The 19417-nt window shown below is 64.9% G+C and carries 21 protein-coding genes and 1 pseudogene; 15 read left to right on the top strand and 7 right to left on the bottom strand.

Translation table 11 applies throughout. The features are described from left to right. Positions 1-2 precede the first annotated feature (2 nt). Both APH44_RS03510 and APH44_RS03515 read right to left on the bottom strand, forming a co-directional pair. Complete coding sequence (locus APH44_RS03510) at positions 3-1091, bottom strand: polyamine ABC transporter substrate-binding protein (protein WP_054891311.1); 1089 nt, start codon at positions 1089-1091, stop codon at positions 3-5. Between the two features lie 105 nt (positions 1092-1196). Continuing rightward, a complete protein-coding gene (locus tag APH44_RS03515) occupies positions 1197-2555 on the bottom strand; it encodes a glutamine synthetase family protein (protein WP_054891312.1) in 1359 nt (452 codons plus the stop codon). A gap of 199 nt (positions 2556-2754) precedes the next feature. Here APH44_RS03515 and APH44_RS03520 point away from each other — a divergent pair, with 199 nt between their 5' ends. Beyond that, the gene (locus APH44_RS03520) at positions 2755-3654 is read left to right on the top strand and encodes a helix-turn-helix domain-containing protein (protein WP_054891313.1); all 900 of its coding nucleotides are present in this window, start codon (positions 2755-2757) and stop codon (positions 3652-3654) included. A 25-nt stretch (positions 3655-3679) separates the two neighbouring features. Here the strand turns inward: APH44_RS03520 and APH44_RS03525 are convergent, their stop codons facing one another. After that, positions 3680-4435, bottom strand: coding sequence for a PIG-L deacetylase family protein (locus tag APH44_RS03525; RefSeq protein WP_054891314.1), 756 nt, complete (start codon positions 4433-4435; stop codon positions 3680-3682). Positions 4436-4757: 322 nt separating this feature from the next. On the opposite strand from APH44_RS03525, the gene mdcA reads away from it, so the two are divergent. Genes mdcA through madM form a run of 9 tightly spaced genes read left to right on the top strand, consistent with a single transcriptional unit; the run spans position 4758 to position 11976 of the window. Continuing rightward, on the top strand, positions 4758-6419 hold the full coding sequence (gene mdcA / locus APH44_RS03530) for a malonate decarboxylase subunit alpha (protein ID WP_054891315.1): 1662 nt from the start codon (positions 4758-4760) through the stop codon (positions 6417-6419). Continuing rightward, positions 6419-7264: a triphosphoribosyl-dephospho-CoA synthase gene (locus APH44_RS03535; protein WP_054891316.1), complete on the top strand. Its 846-nt coding sequence runs from the start codon at positions 6419-6421 to the stop codon at positions 7262-7264. The genes mdcA and APH44_RS03535 overlap by 1 nt, the downstream gene beginning before the upstream one ends. A 1-nt stretch (position 7265) precedes the next feature. Beyond that, complete coding sequence (locus APH44_RS03540; RefSeq protein WP_054891317.1) at positions 7266-7565, top strand: malonate decarboxylase subunit delta; 300 nt, start codon at positions 7266-7268, stop codon at positions 7563-7565. Beyond that, positions 7558-8403: a biotin-independent malonate decarboxylase subunit beta gene (locus tag APH44_RS03545; protein ID WP_054891318.1), complete on the top strand. Its 846-nt coding sequence runs from the start codon at positions 7558-7560 to the stop codon at positions 8401-8403. Before APH44_RS03540 ends, APH44_RS03545 begins: the two co-directional genes overlap by 8 nt. Next, a complete protein-coding gene (gene mdcE, locus APH44_RS03550) occupies positions 8403-9194 on the top strand; it encodes a biotin-independent malonate decarboxylase subunit gamma (RefSeq protein ID WP_054891319.1) in 792 nt (263 codons plus the stop codon). The genes APH44_RS03545 and mdcE overlap by 1 nt, the downstream gene beginning before the upstream one ends. Position 9195: 1 nt before the next feature. Beyond that, complete coding sequence (locus APH44_RS03555) at positions 9196-9810, top strand: malonate decarboxylase holo-ACP synthase (RefSeq protein ID WP_054891320.1); 615 nt, start codon at positions 9196-9198, stop codon at positions 9808-9810. Further along, entirely contained in the window at positions 9807-10727 is a 921-nt protein-coding gene (gene mdcH / locus APH44_RS03560) for a malonate decarboxylase subunit epsilon (RefSeq protein ID WP_054891321.1), read from the top strand. The genes APH44_RS03555 and mdcH overlap by 4 nt, the downstream gene beginning before the upstream one ends. Before the next feature lie 60 nt (positions 10728-10787). Next, positions 10788-11210 (top strand): malonate transporter subunit MadL, encoded by a 423-nt coding sequence (gene madL / locus APH44_RS03565; protein ID WP_054891322.1) that lies wholly within the window; start codon positions 10788-10790, stop codon positions 11208-11210. Position 11211: 1 nt separating this feature from the next. Further along, positions 11212-11976, top strand: a complete 765-nt coding sequence (madM, locus tag APH44_RS03570) for a malonate transporter subunit MadM (RefSeq protein ID WP_054891323.1) — start codon at positions 11212-11214, stop codon at positions 11974-11976. A gap of 22 nt (positions 11977-11998) precedes the next feature. Here the strand turns inward: madM and APH44_RS03575 are convergent, their stop codons facing one another. Continuing rightward, positions 11999-12910, bottom strand: a complete 912-nt coding sequence (locus APH44_RS03575) for a LysR substrate-binding domain-containing protein (RefSeq protein WP_054891430.1) — start codon at positions 12908-12910, stop codon at positions 11999-12001. A 250-nt stretch (positions 12911-13160) separates the two neighbouring features. Between APH44_RS03575 and APH44_RS03580 the strand changes: the two genes are divergently transcribed. From APH44_RS03580 to APH44_RS03590, 3 genes and pseudogenes are all read left to right on the top strand, one after another. Further along, a complete protein-coding gene (locus tag APH44_RS03580) occupies positions 13161-13712 on the top strand; it encodes an ATP-dependent Clp protease proteolytic subunit (RefSeq protein ID WP_054891324.1) in 552 nt (183 codons plus the stop codon). A gap of 231 nt (positions 13713-13943) precedes the next feature. Then, positions 13944-14099, top strand: a pseudogene (locus APH44_RS03585) (general stress protein); the annotation flags it as partial. A gap of 128 nt (positions 14100-14227) precedes the next feature. Further along, the gene (locus APH44_RS03590) at positions 14228-14506 is read left to right on the top strand and encodes a DUF6555 family protein (protein WP_054891326.1); all 279 of its coding nucleotides are present in this window, start codon (positions 14228-14230) and stop codon (positions 14504-14506) included. Between the two features lie 78 nt (positions 14507-14584). Here the strand turns inward: APH44_RS03590 and APH44_RS03595 are convergent, their stop codons facing one another. Then, a complete protein-coding gene (locus APH44_RS03595; protein ID WP_054891327.1) occupies positions 14585-15691 on the bottom strand; it encodes an alkene reductase in 1107 nt (368 codons plus the stop codon). A gap of 236 nt (positions 15692-15927) precedes the next feature. Beyond that, positions 15928-16935 carry an aldo/keto reductase gene (locus tag APH44_RS03600; protein ID WP_054891328.1) on the bottom strand — a complete coding sequence of 336 codons (1008 nt, stop codon included), beginning with the start codon at positions 16933-16935 and terminating at the stop codon, positions 15928-15930. Positions 16936-17229: 294 nt separating this feature from the next. Between APH44_RS03600 and APH44_RS03605 the strand changes: the two genes are divergently transcribed. Continuing rightward, positions 17230-17700 (top strand): YbjN domain-containing protein, encoded by a 471-nt coding sequence (locus APH44_RS03605; RefSeq protein WP_054891329.1) that lies wholly within the window; start codon positions 17230-17232, stop codon positions 17698-17700. Further along, entirely contained in the window at positions 17697-18632 is a 936-nt protein-coding gene (locus APH44_RS03610; RefSeq protein ID WP_054891330.1) for a peptidylprolyl isomerase, read from the top strand. The genes APH44_RS03605 and APH44_RS03610 overlap by 4 nt, the downstream gene beginning before the upstream one ends. Positions 18633-18676: 44 nt before the next feature. On the opposite strand, the gene alkB is transcribed toward APH44_RS03610, so the two are convergent. Then, positions 18677-19321 (bottom strand): DNA oxidative demethylase AlkB, encoded by a 645-nt coding sequence (alkB, locus tag APH44_RS03615; protein WP_054891331.1) that lies wholly within the window; start codon positions 19319-19321, stop codon positions 18677-18679. Positions 19322-19417: the final 96 nt, after the last annotated feature.

The following is a 19417-nucleotide window of genomic DNA, read 5'->3' on the forward strand; positions in this document are numbered from 1 at the left end:
AATCAGCGGTTGGACTTGATCTTGCTCCAGGAGCGGGTCATCACCCGCATGATCTGCGGGCTGGGGGTGCTGGAGACGTAGAGCTTTTCCAGAACCTCCTGGGACGGATAGATCTCGGGATTCTCCACCAGCGACTTGTCCATGAACGCCTTGGCATCAGGGTTGGCATTGGCATAGCCGACCGTGGCGCTGACCTTGGCGATCACTTTCGGGTCGAGCAGGTAGTTGATGAAGGCCAGGGCCTGGTCAGGATTGCTGGCGTCTTTCGGGATGGCCAGCAGGTCGAACCACAGGTTGCTGCCTTCCTTGGGAATGCTGTAGGCGATCTTCACGCCGTTCTTGGCTTCCACGGCGCGGTTGGCCGCCTGGAACACGTCGCCGGAGTAGCCGAAGGCCACGCACACGTCACCGTTGGCCAGGTCCGAGACGTACTTGGAGGAGTGGAAGTAGGTGATGTACGGGCGCAGCTCCATCAGCCGTGCTTCGGCCTTGGCGTAGTCTTTCGGGTCTTCGCTGCGTGGGTTCATGCCCAGGTAGTTGAGCATGGCCGGGAACAGCTCGTCGGGCGAGTCCATGAAGGCCACGCCGCATTGCTTGAGTTTCTTCAGGTTCTCTGGCTCGAACAGCACGGCCCACGAGTCAACCTTGTCGATGCCCAGCGCAGCCTTGACCTTCTCGACGTTGTAGCCGATGCCATTGGTACCCCACAGGTAAGGCACAGCGTATTTGTTGCCCGGATCGTTCTGCTCCAGTTGCTTGAGCAGTTTCGGGTCCAGGTGCTGCCAGTTCGGCAACTTGCTGCGATCCAGTGGCAGGAACGCGCCGGCCTTGGCCTGGCGGGCGAGGAAGTGGTTCGAGGGCACCACCACATCGTAGCCGGTGCGGCCGGCGAGCAGCTTGCCCTCGAGGGTTTCGTTGGAGTCGAAGACGTCATAGACCACCTTGATCCCGGTACTGGCCTGGAAGTCGGCCAGGGTGGTCTCGCCAATGTAGTCGGTCCAGTTGTACACGCTGACCGTGGGCTCGGCCTGGGCGGCCGCGCCGAACATCAGGGCGAAGGCTGCGGGAATCAGGGTTTGCAAATGACGCATGTCGGCACCTCGTTGGACTTGTTCTTCGGGTTCGAAACGGAAGCAGGGGCAGCGCGTTGCCTGTGGGGGCGGATCGACCCGCTCCCACAGAAGCCCTCCATGGGGTCACACGCTCAGCAGCAGGAACTCGCGCTCCCAGGAGCTGATCACCCGCTTGAAGTTTTCATGCTCGGCGCGTTTGACCGCGACGTAGCCCTGGACGAACTGGCGCCCCAGGTAGTCTTCCAGGACCTTGCAGTCTTCCATGTGCTGCAGCGCATCCTCGATGGTGATCGGCAGACGCAGGTTGCGGCGCTCGTAGGCGCGGCCCTGTACAGGCGCGCTCGGCTCGATCTTCTCGATCATGCCCAGGTAACCGCACAGCAGGCTCGCGGCGATCGCCAGGTAAGGGTTGGCATCGGCGCCCGGCAGGCGGTTCTCCACGCGCATCGCCTCGGGGCTGGAGGTCGGGACGCGCAGGCCGGCGGTGCGGTTTTCCTCGCCCCATTCCACGTTCACCGGAGCCGAGGTGTCCGGCAGGAAGCGGCGGAACGAGTTGACGTTCGGCGCGAACATCGGCAGTACCTTGGGGATGTACTTCTGCAGGCCGCCGATGTGGTGCAGGAAAAGCTCGCTCATGCTGCCGTCTTCATTGGCGAACACCGGCTTGCCGGTGGCGATGTCGACCACGCTCTGGTGCAGGTGCATGGCACTGCCCGGCTCGTCGGTGATCGGCTTGGCCATGAAGGTGGCGGTGACATTGTGCTTGAGCGCCGCCTCGCGCATGGTGCGCTTGAATACGGTGATCTGGTCGGCCAGGTCCAGGGCGTCGCCGTGACGGAAGTTGATCTCCATCTGCGCCGGGCCGTCTTCGTGGATCAGCGTGTCCAGGTCCAGGCACTGGATTTCGCACCAGTCGTAGACGTCCTCGAACAGCGGATCGAATTCGTTCGCGGCATCGATGGAGAACGACTGCCGGCCGCTCTCGGCACGGCCCGAACGGCCCAATGGCGCCTGCAGCGGCAGGTCCGGGTCTTCGCAGCGCTGGGTGAGGTAGAACTCCATTTCGGGCGCAACGATCGGCTGCCAGCCCTTGTCGGCGTAGAGCTTGAGGACTTTCTTCAGGACGTTGCGCGGCGACAGCTCGATGGGGTTGCCGTGCTTGTCGAAGGTGTCGTGGATGACGATGGCGGTCGGTTCGATCGCCCAAGGGATCTGGTACACCGCTGCCGGGTCAGGGCGGCAGATCATGTCGATGTCGGCTGGATCGAGCAGGCCGTAGTAGATGTCGTCATCGACGAAGTCGCCGGTGACGGTCTGCAGCAGCACACTCTCGGGCAGGCGCATGCCACGCTCGTTGAGGAACTTGTTGGTCGGGGCGATCTTGCCGCGGGCAATGCCGGTCAGGTCACTGACCACGCATTCGACTTCGGTGATCCGGTGTTCTTTCAGCCAGGCGGACAGCTGATCGAAGGGGGCGTTCATACAGACCTCTTGGTTGGGTTTTGGTGGTGGGCATGTGCAGCGCGTGAAGGCCGTCGACCTCCAGGAGGTATTACAAACCTTTTCACGGCGCCACTTCCCACAGGTCACGCTGAGGACTATCTTGGGCGCTGCCCCTCGGGGTGATCTATCCGTTTTCTCCGTCAATCAATGCACCAAAAGAGTGCATATAGGACGTCGCGTGAATACGCAAACCGCCTTGCAGGTCCAGGCTTTCAACACCACCGATGTCACCGAGCAGGTGCGTGCCACCCCTGGCTGGCAGCAGCAGTACCGGCAGATGTCACCCGGGCATTTCAGCGGCCAGCTGCGCTGCCTGGGGCTCGATGGCGTCGAGGTGTACGAAGAGCGCCTGAATACCCGAGTCGAGCAGTTCTTCCGCGCCCCGAGCGGCTCGCTGACCTTTTGCTTCGACCAGGTCGAGAACAGCCTGTACCTGCTCAATGAACAAAGCCGCAACATCTGGATAACCCCGGAGAACTACCAGGAAGTGGCGGTAGTGTTCGACCAGCCGTTCCTGCAGCGGCACGGCCTGGATCTGGAGCGTTTGCAGGGGCTGTTCATGGTGCCGCTGGGCAGCGGCCAGAATGCGCTGTTCGGCAGCTGGCTGAGCGCGACCCTGACACGTCTGGCGCAGGCTGACTGCCCACTCGAAGGGCAGGCCTTGGCCGAGCAACTGCTCGATGACTGCCTGTTCATCCTCGACAACGCCTGCCAGCGCCTGCAAGGCCAGGCACTGGGCAAGCGCGGTGAAGAGCGGGCGATCATGCAGCGGGTCAGCGAATGGGCGGCGGACTGCCCGGAAGAGACGCTCAATCTCATGGAGCTGGCGCAGGTGGCCGGGGTGTCGTTGCGTCAATTGCAGGAGGCCTTCAAGGCCTTTACCGGCATGCCCCCGGCGCATTGGTTGCGTCTGCGCCGACTCAACGGTGCGCGCCGCGACCTGCTGCGCCGCGCCAGCGACGTGACGGTAGCGGAAGTGGCGATGCGTTGGTCATTCTGGCACCTGGGGCGGTTTTCCGAGAGCTATCGCCAGTTGTTCCGCGAATTGCCGAGCGAGACGCTCAAGCGCGGGCGCTGAAGGCGCATCTGCGAGGGGTTGGCTGTCAGATGAAGACCAGTTCAAAAGGCTGCAGCAGACATTCCAGCAGCTGTTGCGGCACCACGGGCGGCGTGTCCGCATCCGCCTCCATCTGACTGACATGGGCAGCGATGGCCTGGCGCTTGCGCGCGAGGCTCGCTTCGTCGAGCTGGATACGACGCGCGCGTTGCCAAGGTAGCCGAGGATCGTCCGGCGTCGACCAGCGCCACGCCCATATCGGCGCTTCGGCCAGCGTTGCACCACGCGCCTGGGCAGCCTGTGCGCAGGCACGGCCCACCGCGTCATGGTCGCAATGACCGTCGTGGCGCCAGGGACACATCAATAGATCGCCGGGTTGCAGTAACTGGTTCAGGTAATTGACCAGGAAGGCCTCGTCCCGGGGCAAGGCGCCGTCCTTGAGGTTCAGCCGTCGCCAATCCAGATCGCCGACCCGCAGATCGAGCTGCTGCAAGGCATGGCGGCTCTCCAGTGGGCGCTGGTGGCGCAGGCGCCGTTCAGTCCATTGTGCCGAGCCTGGGTGGCTGCCTTCGCCATCGGTGGCAGAGATCAGCACGAGGTCCTGCTCGCGGCCATGGAAGTAACTCAGTAATCCGCCCGCCATGAGCACCTCGTCATCCGGATGCGGCGCTACCAACACCAGGCGCCGGCCCGGCGGGCACAGTTGTTCGGGGGTGATCCAGGCGGCCCGGGCCAGGTGCGCGGATTTCTGCCATTCGCTCCAAGGGGTTCCCGCGTCAGCCTGGATCATGTGCTCGTTCATCGTTGCCAAGCTCCTGCTGTCAGTCGAACTCAAACCAATCCTGGCGCTGGTAATGCTGCGGCGGCTTGGTCATGGCGGGTTTCGGGACGACTCCCGGGTCTCTGAAGAATTGAGGGAGTAGGTGAGGGAGAGTTCAAAAAAGCTGGCGAGGACGGGGGAGTGGATTTAGCCGCGAACAAGACATTGCTGCGAACGACAACGGCTCAAATCCTTACATCGAAAACATTACGCTCACCGTAACGATCAACCACCGTGCTTGATTGATGCCTCCCACCCCCCAGGCCTAAGGTGACCCCACGACAGCGAACCCGTGGAGTCACCAATGACCACAACGAAGAATCCACCGCCGCAATGGTCGAGAAGGCGCGCCGAAAAGCAGCGTCGTCTCGAGCGGGTGAGTCACCTCGCCGATGGCGTGGTACTGCCCACCGAGCGGATCGTCGAGGCCCTCGAACTGCTGATCGCCCCGGGTGATCGAGTGGTGCTCGAAGGCAACAACCAGAAGCAGGCGGACTTTCTTTCGCGCTCGCTGGCCAAGGCCGACCCTGGCCGTCTCCACGACCTGCACCTGATCATGCCCAGCGTCAGCCGCGCCGAGCACCTGGACCTGTTCGAACGCGGCATCGCCCGCAAGCTCGACTTCTCCTTCGCCGGCCCCCAGAGCCAGCGCATCGGCCAGTTGCTCGAAGACGGCCTGCTCGAAGTCGGCGCCATCCACACCTACATCGAGCTCTACTCGCGCCTGCTGGTGGACCTGATCCCCAACGTCACGCTGGTCGCAGGCTTCACTGCCGACCGCGATGGCAACCTCTACACCGGCCCCAGCACCGAGGACACTCCGGCGCTGGTCGAGCCCACCGCGTTCAGCGATGGCATCGTCATCGCTCAGGTCAACCAGTTGGTTGACCGTGTCGACGACCTGCCCAGGGTGGACATTCCTGCCTCGTGGATCGACTTCGTGGTAGTCGCCGACCAGCCGTTCTACATCGAACCGTTGTTCACCCGCGACCCGCGCCATATCAAGCCGGTGCATGTGCTGATGGCGATGATGGCGATCCGCGGCATCTATGAAAAACACCAGGTGCAGTCGCTCAACCACGGCATCGGCTTCAATACCGCCGCCATCGAGCTGATCCTGCCGACCTACGGCGAGTCGCTGGGGCTCAAGGGCAAGATCTGCCGCAACTGGACCCTCAACCCTCACCCGACGCTGATCCCGGCCATCGAGACCGGCTGGGTACAGAGCGTGCACTGCTTCGGCACCGAGCTGGGCATGGAAGACTACATCGCCCAGCGTCCGGACGTGTTCTTCACCGGGCGCGACGGTTCGATGCGCTCCAACCGGCTGATGTGCCAGCTGGCAGGGCAGTACGCGGTGGACCTGTTCATCGGCGCCACCTTGCAGGTCGATGGCGACGGGCATTCTTCGACGGTCACCCGTGGCCGCCTGGCCGGTTTCGGCGGGGCACCGAACATGGGCCACGATCCACGCGGGCGACGCCACGCGACGCCGGCCTGGCTGGACATGACCGTGCCCGACACCCTGCTCGAGCGCGGGCGCAAGCTGGTGGTGCAGATGGTCGAGACCTACCAGGAGGGCGGTAAACCTACCTTCGTCGAAACCCTGGATGCGGTCGAGGTGGCGAAGAAGGCCGGCATGCCGCTGGCGCCGGTGATGATCTACGGCGATGACGTCACCCACCTGCTCACCGAAGAGGGCATCGCCTACCTGTACAAGGCGCGCAGCCTGCAGGAACGCCAGCAGATGATCGCGGCGGTGGCCGGGGTCACCGCCATTGGCCTGCGCCATGACCCCAAGGATACCGAGCGCCTGCGCCGCGAAGGGTTGGTGGCCTTGCCCGAAGACCTGGGCATCCGCCGTACCGACGCCACCCGTGAGTTGCTCGCCGCACGCAGCATCGCCGACCTCGTGGAGTGGTCCGGTGGCCTGTACAACCCGCCCGCACGCTTCAGGAGCTGGTGATGAAAGCACTTTGCCTACAGCCCCTGGCCTTGCCCGACCAATTGGCGGACCTGGCCGTCGAAGCCCTGATCGATGAGGCCGACCTCTCGCCCAAGCCTGGGCTGGTGGACCGGCGCGGCAGCGGCGCCCATGGCGACATGAACCTGGCCTTGATGCACGCCTCGGCGCTGTCGCTGTGGCCGTGCCTGCGACAGATGGCCGAAGCGGCGCAACGCCATGGCGAGATCGCTGCGCCGCTGCGCGCCGAGCTGGGACGCCTTGGGCGCGAAGGCGAGGCGACAATGCTCGCCACCACAGCCGGAGTGAATACCCACCGTGGTGCTATCTGGGCGCTGGGGCTGCTGGTTGCGGCGCGGGCGCTGAGCCCGCTGAGCAGCGACCCGCATACCCTTGCCGCACGTGCCGGGCGCCTTGCGCTGATCGATGATCCTGCCGCCCCCGCACAGGACAGTCACGGCATCCAGGTGCGCCGCCGCTATGGCGCAGGTGGTGCGCGCGAGCAGGCCCAGCAAGGCTTTCCGGCGATCACCGGTCACGCTCTGCCGCAACTCTGGCGCAGCCGCGCCGCTGGCGCCAGCGAGACCCATGCACGCCTGGATGCGCTGCTGGCGATCATGGCTTCGCTGAGCGACACCTGCGTGCTGTGGCGTGCCGGTCAGCAAGGCCTGGATGCCCTGCAGCAAGGGGCCCGTGCTGTGCTCGATGCAGGCGGCAGCGCGAGCTTGGCGGGTCGCCGTCAACTGCGCGCCCTGGATGCGCGCCTGCTGCAACTCAATGCCTCTCCAGGCGGTGCTGCCGATCTGCTGGCCGCCTGCCTGTTCCTCGACAAAGCCGGGAGCCTGTGACATGGAAACCCTGAACTTTCAATTCCCCGCTGCGCAACCCGGCCGTGGCCGTGCCCTGGTCGGCTGCGTCAGCTCCGGCGACCTGGAGGTGCTGATCGAGCCCGGCCAGGCCGGCAGCCTCGATATCCAGGTCGTGACCTCGGTCAACGGCAGCCAGGCACGCTGGAGCCAGCTGTTCCAGCGCCTGTTCGACGGCCGCAGCTTGCCCGCGCTGAAGATCGACATCCATGATTTCGGCGCCACGCCCGGCGTGGTGCGCCTGCGCCTGGAACAAGGCTTCGAGGAGATCGGCCATGACTGATAACGAACGCCTGTTGCACAGCCGCAGTTTCGTCGAACTGGGGGCCCGCCAGCGTGCCAGGGCCTTGCTCGATGCGGGCAGTTTCCGCGAGTTGCTTGGCCCCTTCGACCGCCTGATGTCGCCCTGGCTGCCACGCCAAGGCATCGTGCCGCAGGCCGATGACGGCGTGGTCATCGCCAAGGGCACGCTTGACGGCCGTCCCGCCGTGGTCGCAGCCATCGAAGGCGGGTTCCAGGGCGGCAGCATGGGCGAGGTGGGGGGCGCGAAGATCGCCGGCGCCTTGGAACTGGCCGCCGAAGACAACCGTAACGGCATCCCCACCTGCGCCGTGCTGTTGCTGGAGACCGGGGGCGTGCGCCTGCAGGAGGCCAACCTGGGCCTGGCGGCGATTGCCGAGATCCAGGCCGCGATCGTCGAACTGCGTGCCTACCAACCGGTCATCGGCGTGATCGCAGGCTCAGTCGGCTGCTTCGGCGGCATGTCTATTGCCGCCGGGCTGTGCAGCCATCTGCTGGTAACCCGCGAAGCACGCCTGGGCCTCAATGGCCCACAGGTGATCGAGCAGGAAGCGGGGATCGGTGAGTACGACTCGCGTGACCGGCCTTTCATCTGGAGCCTTACCGGTGGCGAGCAGCGCCACGCCAGCGGCTTGGCGGACGGCTACGTCGCCGATGACGTCGAGGCTGTTCGCAGCCAGTTGCTGGCGTTGCTGGACGCACCTTCTGCGCAGCGTGCCAGCCGCCATCAGTGGTTTCTCGAGCGCCTGGCGCAACTGGGCGATGACTGCCCGCAACTCGATGCCGCCGCCGTGCGTGCCCTGTATCAAGGAGATGCCTGATGAACCGTGCCCAGAACTGGTTGCAGGGCCTTGCCAGCGGCGAGTCGCTGCCAGGCTTCCCGGCCTCGGTGCAGGTGGTCGATGGCGAGCTGGACAATCGCCTGGCGCGCTTTATCGCCGTGGTGCCCGATGCGCGCAATCCCTTTGTACGCGCCCGTAGCGGCGAGGTTGGCCTGCTTGAAGGCTGGGGCCTGGCCAAGGCGGTCGCCGAGGCGGTGGAGGCCGACCGCGACAGTGAGAAACGCGTGCTGGTTGCGCTGATCGATGTACCCAGCCAGGCCTACGGGCGGCGTGAGGAAGCGCTGGGTATCCACCAGGCCCTGGCCGGTGCGGTGGAAGCGTATGCCCAGGCGCGCCTGGCCGGGCATCCGGTGATCGGGCTGCTGGTGGGCAAGGCGATGTCCGGGGCGTTTCTTGCCCACGGCTACCAGGCGCAGCGCCTGATCGCGCTGGATGACAGTGGCGTCATGGTGCATGCGATGGGCAAGGCGGCAGCGGCGCGGATCACCCTCCGCAGTGTCGAGGACCTGGAAGCCTTGGCCGCCGAAGTGCCACCGATGGCCTACGACCTGAAAAGCTACGCCTCACTGGGGCTGCTGCACACGCGTCTTGCCGTGGATAACGCGCAGGTGCCGACCGCCCGGGATCTGGCACAGGTCCGTGCCAGCCTGATCAATGCCGTGCGCGACATTGGCGATACCACCGACCTGCGTAGTCGCCTGAACGGCGAGCATCGCAGCGCCTCCCGCGAGGTGCGTCAGCGCCTGCGCAGCCAATGGCAGGAGGCCTGAGATGTACGCCCCGCGCCCACATGACCTGCTCTGGGGCATGACTCCGGCCATGCTGCCTGCCGATGCGCCTGCCTGGGTGCACTCGGTGCTGGCAGCCGGCGAGCCGGTGGTAGTGCGCCGGGCGCTGGTGGCACCGGACCAGGTGGCGGTCGGGGTACGCGGCAGAGGGCGCGAGCAGCGTTTTGCCTGGCAGATGCGCCTGCTGGACATCGAGCGCTGGGTTAGCCCCGAAGCGCTGCGCGGGGAGGGCGAGTTGTCGTCGCCAGCCTTGCGTGCGTTATCGCAGGTCAGCGCTTGGTTGAACGATCGCGAGTGGCTGTGGGGACCTACCGGCAGCACGGGTTTCCAGCTCGCGACGGGGATCGAGGTGCTGCACGCTGGCAGCGATCTTGATCTGCTGCTGCGCGCCCCTGTGTCGATACCTCGTGAGCAGGCCGCTGGACTGCTGAAACAGTTGGAAGGCGCGGCCTGTCGCGTCGATGCGCAACTGGAAACGCCCCAGGGCGCGGTTGCCTTGCGCGAATGGGCCAGCGGGGCGCGTCGGGTGCTGCTCAAGTCGGCGGCTGGCGTGCGTCTGGTGAGTGATCCATGGCAACTGCAGGAGGATGCGGCATGAGCAGCCTGTTCGCGTTCCCTGGGCAGGGCGCCCAGCAGGTGGGGATGCTTCATTGCCTGCCGGAGGGCAGTTCGGATCTGCTCGAAGCGGCCAGCGAGGCGCTGGGCGAGCAGGTGCTGACGCTCGACAGCGCCGAGGCGTTGCGCCATACCCGCGCCGTGCAGCTGTGCCTGCTGTTGACCGGCGTGGCATGGGCGCGTTGGCTGATGCGACGCAGCCCGGCGCCGGAGTATGTGGCCGGGCTGTCGATCGGTGCCTATGCCGCGGCGGTCACCGCCGATGCGCTGGCACTGGAGGACGCCGTACGCCTGGTGTCGCTGCGCGGCGAGCTGATGCAGCAGGCCTATCCGACAGGTTACGGCATGACGGCCTTGAGCGGCCTGGACCTGCCCAGTGTCGAGCGTTTGCTGGAGGCGGTCGGGGGTGAGGTGTACCTCGCCAACCTCAACAGCGACAACCAGATCGTCATCGCCGGCAGCGATGCAGCGATGACAGCGGTCGCCGCGCGCGCACGCAGCCTGGGGCAGGGCGTGGCCCGGCGCCTGGCGGTCAGCGTGCCGTCGCATTGCCCTCTGTTGGCGGCGCCTGCGGCTACCCTGGCCGCAGCGTTCTGCGAAGTGCAATTGCGTCGCCCACGCATCACCTACCTCAGCGGCAGCACGGCACGACCGATTTTCGATCCGGCACGCCTGCGCGGCGACCTGGCCGGCAACATGGCTCGCATCGTCGACTGGCGCGCGACCCTGCGCGGCGCCTGGGAGCGCGGTGTGCGCCTGCACCTCGAATTGCCGCCGGGCAGCGTACTCACGGGTCTTGCCAGGCGAGTCTTCGAGCCTGGAAAGGTGCTGAGCGTGGAGTCCACCCGTGCCGACAGCATCGATGCACTGTTGCGTCAGGAGGTGGCCGACAACCGATGACCGCGCTGTAGCTCGAAGGACAACAACAAACAACTTCGATACAACCTGAGGACAACAACAATGATCATCTATGGTGTGGCTCTGCTGGCGGTGTGCACGCTGGCCGGCGTTATCGTCGGCGACTTCCTGGGCGTGCTGCTGGGCGTCAAATCCAATGTGGGCGGGGTCGGCATCGCCATGATCCTGCTGATCTGTGCGCGGCTGTACATGCACCGCAAGGGTGGCATGAGCAAAGAGTGCGAGTTCGGTGTCGGTTTCTGGGGCGCGATGTACATCCCGGTGGTGGTGGCCATGGCCGCCCAGCAGAATGTGGTCACTGCCCTGCACGGCGGGCCTGTGGCCGTGGTGGCCGCGGTCGGTGCGGTGCTGGTGTGCGGCGCGACCATCGCGCTGATCAGCCGCAGTCATCGCGGCGAGCCGCTGCCGGCGCTCGATGCGACACCGCCAGCCTCGGTGCAGCCTGCAGCTGCGGGAGGTCGTTGATATGTGGCCACTCATTGAGAAAGCCCTGGAACACAATGACCTGATCACCGCTTTCGCCGTCGTCGGTGCGGTGATGTGGGTATCAGTGATGCTCTCCAAGTACCTCACCTTCGGCCGTGTGCACGGCTCTGCCATCGCCATCGTCATCGGCCTGGTGCTGGCCTGGATCGGCGGCAACTTGACCGGCGGCCAGAAAGGCCTGGCGGACGTGACGCTGTTTTCCGGGATCGGGCTGATGGGGGGAGCGATGCTGCGCGATTTTGCGATCGTCGCCACCGCCTTCGAAGTGCAGGCCACCGAAGCGCGCAAGGCCGGGATGATTGGCGCGGTGGCGCTGTTGCTGGGCACTGTGCTGCCGTTTATCGTCGGTGCGGCGGTGGCCTGGGCCTTTGGTTATCGCGATGCGGTCAGTATCACCACCATCGGCGCGGGCGCTGTGACCTATATCGTCGGACCGGTGACCGGGGCGGCGCTCGGGGCAAGCTCCGATGTGATGGCCTTGTCGATTGCAACAGGCCTGATCAAGGCGATCCTGGTGATGGTGTTCACGCCAGTGTCGGCACGTATGCTGGCCCTGGACAACCCGCGCTCGGCGATGGTGTTCGGCGGCCTGGCCGGGACCGTTTCCGGTGTGACGGCCGGGCTGGCTGCAACGGATCGGCGCTTGGTGCCTTATGGTGCGCTGACCGCCACTTTCCATACCGGGCTGGGGTGCCTGATGGGGCCGTCGATCCTGTATTTCTGTGTACGCGGCCTGGTGGGATGAGGAGGACAGTCGGCCTGGGCTGTCACCCTTCGCGACTGTACATCCTGCATTCAGCCAGTAGCGCCAGCAGGTTCGGCTCGCGCTCGCGGGCCTTGAGAAACACCGCACCGATGTGCTGCTGCAACCGGTAGCGCGGTTGCAGCGCGATCAAGCGCACGCGGTTCTCGTACACCGCGGCGATACGTCCCGGCAGCAGCGCATAGCCCACCCCGGAACTGACCATGCTCAGCAGGGTGAAGATATCGTTGACCTGCATCGCCACTTTCGGTTCGAAGCCGGCCTGCTCGAACACCCGCGCGCCGTCACGGTGGGTGGCGAAACCCTGGGTGAGGGTGATGAAGGTGGAGTCGGCCAGGTCCGCCAGGTCGACTTCGGCCTGCTCGGCGAACGGCGAGTCGGTCGGTACGGCCAGGAAGATATCGTCGGAAAACAGCGCCAGGTGTTCGCAGGCCGGATCGTTGATGCTGTCGTCGAGCGAGACCAGGATGGCGTCCAGTTCATGGTTCTTGAGACGGTGCAGCAAGTCGACGTTCGAGCCGAGCGTGAGGTCGATGTTCAGCTCGCTGCGGCGCAGCTTCAGGCCCATGACCAGCTTGGGCACGGTCTTGACCGTGAGCGAGTACAGCGCCCCGAGGCGAAAGCGTTCGGCATAGAAACCTGCGGCCTCGCGGGTCTGGCGCACCATCTGCTCGGCGTCCTGCAGCAGTTGTCGGGCCTTTTTCTCTAGCACATAGGCGCTTTCCAGCGGGATCAGCTGGCGGCCTTCGTGCTTGAACAGCGGGCAGCGCAGGGCGTTTTCCAGCGAGTGGATCGCCCGGTGCACGCTGACCGCGCTGGTCGACAGTTCGCTGGCGGCACGGCCCAGGTTGCCGCTGCGCATGAAGGCGAGAAAGGTCTCGAGCTTCTTCAGGGTCAGTTCTTCGTCGATCAGCATGCACAGGCGCTCGCGGGCGGTCGGAGCGTCGATGATGCCACAGCACGGCGCGGCCCAGGCAGCCTTGCACAGGGGCGCGCCGCCGTCCGTGTCCACCGGCAAGCGCGGGGCTGGGTGTTGCGGGGGAACTTTGCCGGGCCAGACGATTCCACCGAATGCCGGACCTTCTGCAGCGGCTGCACGCTGCCTCCGGTATCGCCAGCCCGACCGACTGAACCATCGTCTTCGATGGACGACCCTGGAGGTATGCATGGCCCGACATATCATTCACTTCACCGGCCCGATCAATTCCTCGACCTGTGGCAACCTGATCAGTACCTGTTCACGTGCCGTGCAGCAGGGCGCCGAGGTGTTGCAGATCAACATCGCCACCATGGGCGGCGAGTGCAGCTATGGCTTCACGCTGTACAACTTCCTGCTTGGCCAACCGGTGCCGGTGCACACCCATAACCTCGGCACCGTCGAGTCGATGGGCAATATCCTGTTTCTTGCCGGCAGCCATCGTACGGCTTGCCAGTACAGCAAGTTCCTCTTTCACCCGTTCCACTGGACCCTGCACGGCTCGGTGGACCACTCGCGCATGGCCGAGTACGCCATGAGCCTGGACTACGACCTGCGTCTGTATGCCGAGATCGTCGCCGAACGTACGCAAGGCTCGGCCGAAGACCTGGATGTGGTGCGCTACCTGATGGCCTATCCACGCATCCTGGGGCCACGTGAGGCCCTGGCCAGCGGAATGATCCATGCGATCGATGAACTGCCGGTGGCGGCCGATGTGGTGCAGTGGAGCGTGCATGCCTGAAGCCTGCGCTGGAGGGCGGCCAAGAGGTTGGTGCGCAAGCGTTCGCTATCGCCGCCTTTTAGCGCCGCCGGTCAGTCCGTCTGCAATGTGATGGAGCAGATGGTCGCACATCCGCTCGGAACTCTTGTGGGGCGCGTATTCGTGCCTTACGCCACAGACCCGTAAAGGAGAAATGACATGGCACACGACCAGGATCGCCCAAGCCAACGTGGTGGCACCAAGGAAACCAACCCTGGCAACTTCGCCAACGACCGCGAGCGGGCTTCCCGTGCAGGCCACAAGGGCGGCAAGAATTCGGGGGGCAACTTCGCCAATGATCGAGCTCGTGCTTCCGAAGCCGGGCGCCGGGGTGGCCAGAACAGCCACGGCGGTGGTCGCAGTCAATGAGCAAGCGGCTGCTCAGCTGCAGACGGTGCAGCCTTGGCAGGGTTTTTCAGCGGGTTCGATAATCTTTTGAATCTTCACGGAAAACCCTGATCAATCAGTAGTCATCCATGGAGAAGAGGAGGCCCGTGATGCCAGCCCCACAGTTGTACATCATCGAATACACGCTGCACGACGAGGCGCGCAGCTTCATCATTCGATCGGAGCGAATGGACAATGCCGAGGCTTGGCATTGGGCCAGTTGTGATGCAGGGGTCGGGATCATTCCGAAGTTCGGACGAGAGAAGATCAAGAAGGTGAGTCGACCCATGGCCGAGCGTTATGGGGTGACCGGGGTGAGCTGGCGGTTGTCTGGGAGCAAGCCTGCACCTGCTCAAGGCGAACGCAAACCCGATCACGCAGCGGGATAACGGCTTCGCAGCTGAACCTGCTTTCACAAAGTTATCACCTGCAGGCGCGGTCAAGTCCGCGCCTGCATAGCTCCGGTATCAAGCCAGGCGCAACGCGGGGTAGTCCGTGTAGCCTTCGGCGCCATTGGCGTAATCGAACTGTGCGCGGTGCTCGTTCAAAGGCGCTTGCTGCTGCAGGCGTTCCACCAGATCCGGGTTGGCGATATAGCTGCGCCCGAAGGCCACCGCATCGATCAGCCCTCGCGCAATCAGCGCCTCGGCTTTTTCCGGGGTGTAGCCGCCAGCCGCTACGATCACCCCCGGATACACGGCGCGAATCGCCTCGCGGAATTCGTCACGCAGCGGCTTGCCACCGGCCCAATCCGGCTCCGAGAGATGCAGGTAAGCCAGGTTGCGCTTGGCCAGTTCTTCGATCAGGTACAGCGCTGCGGCTTCCTGATCCTCACCGTTGTCGACCCCATTGAACGGCCCCAGCGGGAAAATGCGGATCGCCACGCGGTCGGCGCTCCAGGCGGCGATGGCGGCGTCCACCGCTTCCAGCACGATCCGTGCGCGATTCTCGACGCTGCCGCCGTAGCGGTCTTCACGCACGTTGGCGCTGGGCGAGAGGAACTGGTGCAGCAGGTAACCATGGGCGGCGTGCAGTTCGATCAGGTCGAAGCCCGCGTGCTGCGCATTGTGGGCGGCCTGGCCGAAGTCAGCGACGATGTCGGCGATTTCGGCTTCGCTCAAGGCCCGCGGCGCGGAGGTTTCGACGCGAATGACATTGCCCTGTGCGTCGCGCAGCGAGGTGCGGGCATCCGCGGGCAATGCCGACGGCGCGACCGGCGCGGCTTGGCCGGGCTGTAGCGAGGTGTGGGAAATACGTCCGGTATGCCAGACCTGTACCGCGCTGTGCCCACCTGCTGCATGGATGCGTTCGTTGACCAGGCGCCAACCGGCGATCTGCTCGTCGGTGTGGATACCGGGTGATCCCGAATAGCCTTTGGCCTGGAAGGAAATCTGCGTCGCTTCGCTGATGATCAACCCGGCACTGGCACGCTGGCTGTAGTACTCGGCCATCAGCGGCGTGGGTACATCGCCCGGTTCCAGGCTGCGCAGGCGTGTCAGGGGCGCCATGAAAACGCGGTTTGGCAGGGTGAGGGGGCCGACTTGAACGGGGCGGAACAGGTGCTCGAGTGTCATTGAAGCCTCTGGGTGCAGTAAATACGATGGGCTGCACCATACCTGTCCCATTGGGGAAAGGGGGGACCGGTATCCCCGCTTGTCGCTCCCCAATGGCCTGCAATAGAGCGTTTCGGGCGTATCCAGTAGCAGAAGTCGCCTATCCGGGAGGCTATCTGTAGTACCTGAGCCGCCGACGAGTGTCGACGGCGTCACGGGCGATCATCGATTTCGTTCGGGAGGAACGGCGGCGCACTTCAGCGCGCCAAGCGTCCGCTGACAAAGTGCGCGACGTCATTGAACCCCGGCGTCGAGGCATGCCCCGGTGTTACCAGCGAGTCGATGAAGGCTTCGTCCTCGGCGGTGATGTTGACCTCCAGCGCGCCGGCGTAGGTTTCCCACTGCGCTTCGGTACGCGGCCCGACGATGGCCGAACTGACCAACTGGTTGTTGAGCACCCAGGCGATGGCGAATTCGACGATACCTACGCCCTTGGCGTCGGTGTAGGCGTGGATCTTCTGGGCGATGGCCAGCGATTCCTGACGCCACTCCACCTCCATGATCCGCTTGTCCTGGCGCCCGGCGCGGCTGCCGGCGTCAGGGGTCGAGCCTGGCGCGTACTTGCCGCTGAGCACGCCACGGGCCAGGGGGCTGAACGGCACCACGCCCAGCCCGTGGTAGGCCGCGGCGGTCAGTTGCTCGGGCTCGGCCTGGCGGTTGACGATGTTGTACAGCGGCTGGCTCACCACAGGCTTGGGCACCCCGAGGCGTTCGGCCAGGTTGCAGATCTCGGCGATGCGCCAGCCGCGGAAGTTGGACACGCCCCAATAGCGGATCTTGCCTTGCTGCAGCAGATCACCGATGGCTCGCACGGTCTCTTCCAGCGGTACCTTGTGGTCTTCGCGGTGCAAGTAGTAGATGTCCAGGTAGTCGGTGTCCATGCGCGTCAGTGTTGCCTCCAGCGCATTGAACAGGTGCTTGCGTGACAGCCCGCTGCGGTTGGGCAGGCCGTCTGCCGGACCGTAGCCGGCCTTGGAGGCAACGATCCAGTCCTGGCGATGGCGTGCCACCGCTTCGCCGACGATCTCCTCGGAGCGCCCGGCGTTGTAGACATCGGCGGTGTCGATGAAGTTGATGCCCTGGTCCCAGGCGCGGTCGATGATGCGCAGCGAAGCCTCGGTATCGGTCTGTTCGCCGAACATCATGCTGCCCAGGGTCAGGGCTGAGACTTGCAGGCCGGAGCGGCCGAGAGGGCGGTAGCGCATGCTGGAGGTCCTTGCGTCGAAGAAGATGGTTGGACCGTTTTACACACAAGCACCGGGCTTTGAAAGGGCGGAGGATAGGGTTAGCTACGCTGTGCCGGTGCAAGGGCAAAGAGAATTTCTGGCCGAGCGCAATCCTTGTGCTACTACTTGATATCGACACGCGCGATTGCAGATGGACGGTCGCAGAGGCAGGGAATTCGCCAGCGCTGATGTCTTGCCAGCCCCCGCTATAGCCGTCTTCCTGCTGCGCGTGAATGAATCCGAGCTGTTTCATCACCACAAGGAAGGCTACACATGACCGAAGTCACCCTGATCGAAACCGTGAGCGCCGATTCCCTGACCAAGCTGCTGCAGGATGCCGGCTGCCGGGTCAATCGTAGCGAGCAGAATGCTGTCGTGCAGCTGCTCAGCGCCAGCCAGGGCGTGGGTTACGCAGTACGGTTCGGCAATCGAGCCAAGGACCAGGAGGGCGAGTTCCTCGACTTTACCTTCAGTTGCGCGTTGCGCATCCAGGGCGAGCTGCCGGTCGGGCTGGCCGAGCGCTGGAACGCCAGCCGTCGTTTCGCCCGGCTGTCGGTGCAGGGCGAGTTCCTGGTGATGGAAAAGGACGTGGTGGTGGCCGATGGCGTCAGCGAGAAGCATCTGCTGGGTAGTCTGGTGCTGTGGGATCGCCTGCTGCAGGAGTTCATCGTCTACCTGCGCGACTACAGCCGCAATGTCGCCGACCAGACCGAACAGGTGGCCGGCGCGGCGACTGCTTCGTGACTTCCCGTACCTTCTGGGCCGGCGCGGGTGCGCTGGCCGTCATTGCCGTGGCTGTCGCCTTGGTGCTGCGTCCAGGGGACGAGCCGGTCGCCGCAGCGCGCCCGGCGGCGACCGAGGTCAAAGGGCCGGTGTTGGCCAGCCTGGGCGAACAGAAGGTCGGCAGCGACGAGCTGAAGACGCTGCTGGCGCAGTTACCGGAGCCGACCCGCGAGCACCTGCGTGGCGATCGTCCGGCACTGGAGGCATGGATTCGCGCACGCCTGGCAGAAAAGGCGCTGTATCGCCAGGCCGAAGCCAAGGGTTGGCCGCAGCGTCCAGATGTCGAGGCGCAGACCCGTGCGGTGAGCGAACAGATCGTATTGCGCGACTACCTCGCTTCGGTCACGCAAGTGCCTGACGATTACCCGAGCCAGGCAGAGCTTGAGCAGGCGTACCAAGCCAACAAGGACGAACTGCGCCTGCCGGTACGCTATCGCTTGAGCCAGATTTTCCTGCGGGTTGAAAATCCCAAGGACGACGAGGCAGTGGTCAAGCAGGCCCAGGCCCTGGCCAAGCAGGCACGCGACGGCAATTTCGCCACGCTCGCCCGCGAGCACTCCCAGGACACCGGCACTGCCGCCCAAGGCGGCGACAGCGGGCTGCAGGCGCTCGACCAGTTGCTACCTGAAGTGCGCGAGGTGGTGACGCGGCTCAAGGTCGACGGAGTGAGTGAACCGGTGCGCACGGCGGCGGGCCTGCACATCATCAAGTTGGTCGAACAGCAACCGGCGCGGGCGGCGACCCTGGAGGAGGTGACACCGCAACTGACCCAACTGCTCAGGGCACAACGCCAGGAGCAACTGGTGCGCAATTACGTCAACGGCATGTTCGATTCGGCGACCTTGAGTATCGACGGGGCGGCATTGAACCAGGTGCTGGAGGCCAGTCGCTGATGCTCCTTGGATGATCGTGCCGAATCTGCATTCGGTACGGTCACTCAACCTGCCTTGCGCAGGGTCAGGTTGATCCGTCGTTCCCCCATCCGCTCATGCTTGCCCGGCTTGATCGGCAGCACGCCATGAAAGCGCAGGCGATCCTCGCCACCCCATACCATGACATCGCCATGACTGAGCGGCACATGCTGCGGCCGGTCGCTGCGTTGCATGCCGCCGAGCAGAAAGACGGCGGGCAACCCCAGCGAGATCGACACGATAGGCTGGCTGAAATCCTGCTCGTTGCGATCCTGGTGGAGGCTCAGGCGTGTACCGGGCAGGTAGTGGTTGACCAGGCACGCATCCGGCACGAACCCCTCGAAGCCAGCTTGGGAGGCGGCTCGCGCAGCCAGCGTCAGCAGCACCTCGGGCAGCGCCGGCCAGGGCTTGCCGCTCAGCGGATCCAGCGGGCTGTAGCGGTAGCCACGCGCGTCGCTGACCCAGCCCAGGCTGCCGCAATTGCTCAGCGCGACGGCCATGTGCAGCCCGCCGGGCGTCTGCATGTGTCGAAAGGGTGCCGCGCGCAACACTGGGCGCAGGGCATCGAGCAGGGCTTCGACCTCGGGCAGGGCAAAGCCTGGCAGCAGCATGACCTGGCTGGCCAGCGATTGCGGCTGAGAACCGAAGAGGTCGAGGTCTGACTGGATCATGGCGGGCACTGGCGTGGGTAAGCCTGGATTGTATCGCTGTTGATTCGTCCAGCCCATGGCAAATGGTCGGAGGGCGCCCTGAGCGCAGGTTCGGTC

The organism is Pseudomonas sp. NBRC 111143, from assembly GCF_001320965.1.
In the GTDB taxonomy this organism is placed as follows: domain Bacteria; phylum Pseudomonadota; class Gammaproteobacteria; order Pseudomonadales; family Pseudomonadaceae; genus Aquipseudomonas; species Aquipseudomonas machongensis.

Coding starts and splice junctions, on each gene's coding strand:
- APH44_RS03510 (WP_054891311.1), bottom strand. CDS start 1,091: ATGCGTCATTTGCAAACCCTGATTCCCGCAGCCTTCGCCCTGATGTTC.
- APH44_RS03515 (WP_054891312.1), bottom strand. CDS start 2,555: ATGAACGCCCCCTTCGATCAGCTGTCCGCCTGGCTGAAAGAACACCGG.
- APH44_RS03525 (WP_054891314.1), bottom strand. CDS start 4,435: ATGAACGAGCACATGATCCAGGCTGACGCGGGAACCCCTTGGAGCGAA.
- mdcA (WP_054891315.1), top strand. CDS start 4,758: ATGACCACAACGAAGAATCCACCGCCGCAATGGTCGAGAAGGCGCGCC.
- APH44_RS03535 (WP_054891316.1), top strand. CDS start 6,419: ATGAAAGCACTTTGCCTACAGCCCCTGGCCTTGCCCGACCAATTGGCG.
- APH44_RS03540 (WP_054891317.1), top strand. CDS start 7,266: ATGGAAACCCTGAACTTTCAATTCCCCGCTGCGCAACCCGGCCGTGGC.
- APH44_RS03545 (WP_054891318.1), top strand. CDS start 7,558: ATGACTGATAACGAACGCCTGTTGCACAGCCGCAGTTTCGTCGAACTG.
- mdcE (WP_054891319.1), top strand. CDS start 8,403: ATGAACCGTGCCCAGAACTGGTTGCAGGGCCTTGCCAGCGGCGAGTCG.
- APH44_RS03555 (WP_054891320.1), top strand. CDS start 9,196: ATGTACGCCCCGCGCCCACATGACCTGCTCTGGGGCATGACTCCGGCC.
- mdcH (WP_054891321.1), top strand. CDS start 9,807: ATGAGCAGCCTGTTCGCGTTCCCTGGGCAGGGCGCCCAGCAGGTGGGG.
- madL (WP_054891322.1), top strand. CDS start 10,788: ATGATCATCTATGGTGTGGCTCTGCTGGCGGTGTGCACGCTGGCCGGC.
- madM (WP_054891323.1), top strand. CDS start 11,212: ATGTGGCCACTCATTGAGAAAGCCCTGGAACACAATGACCTGATCACC.
- APH44_RS03575 (WP_054891430.1), bottom strand. CDS start 12,910: ATGCTGATCGACGAAGAACTGACCCTGAAGAAGCTCGAGACCTTTCTC.
- APH44_RS03580 (WP_054891324.1), top strand. CDS start 13,161: ATGGCCCGACATATCATTCACTTCACCGGCCCGATCAATTCCTCGACC.
- APH44_RS03590 (WP_054891326.1), top strand. CDS start 14,228: ATGCCAGCCCCACAGTTGTACATCATCGAATACACGCTGCACGACGAG.
- APH44_RS03595 (WP_054891327.1), bottom strand. CDS start 15,691: ATGACACTCGAGCACCTGTTCCGCCCCGTTCAAGTCGGCCCCCTCACC.
- APH44_RS03600 (WP_054891328.1), bottom strand. CDS start 16,935: ATGCGCTACCGCCCTCTCGGCCGCTCCGGCCTGCAAGTCTCAGCCCTG.
- APH44_RS03605 (WP_054891329.1), top strand. CDS start 17,230: ATGACCGAAGTCACCCTGATCGAAACCGTGAGCGCCGATTCCCTGACC.
- alkB (WP_054891331.1), bottom strand. CDS start 19,321: ATGATCCAGTCAGACCTCGACCTCTTCGGTTCTCAGCCGCAATCGCTG.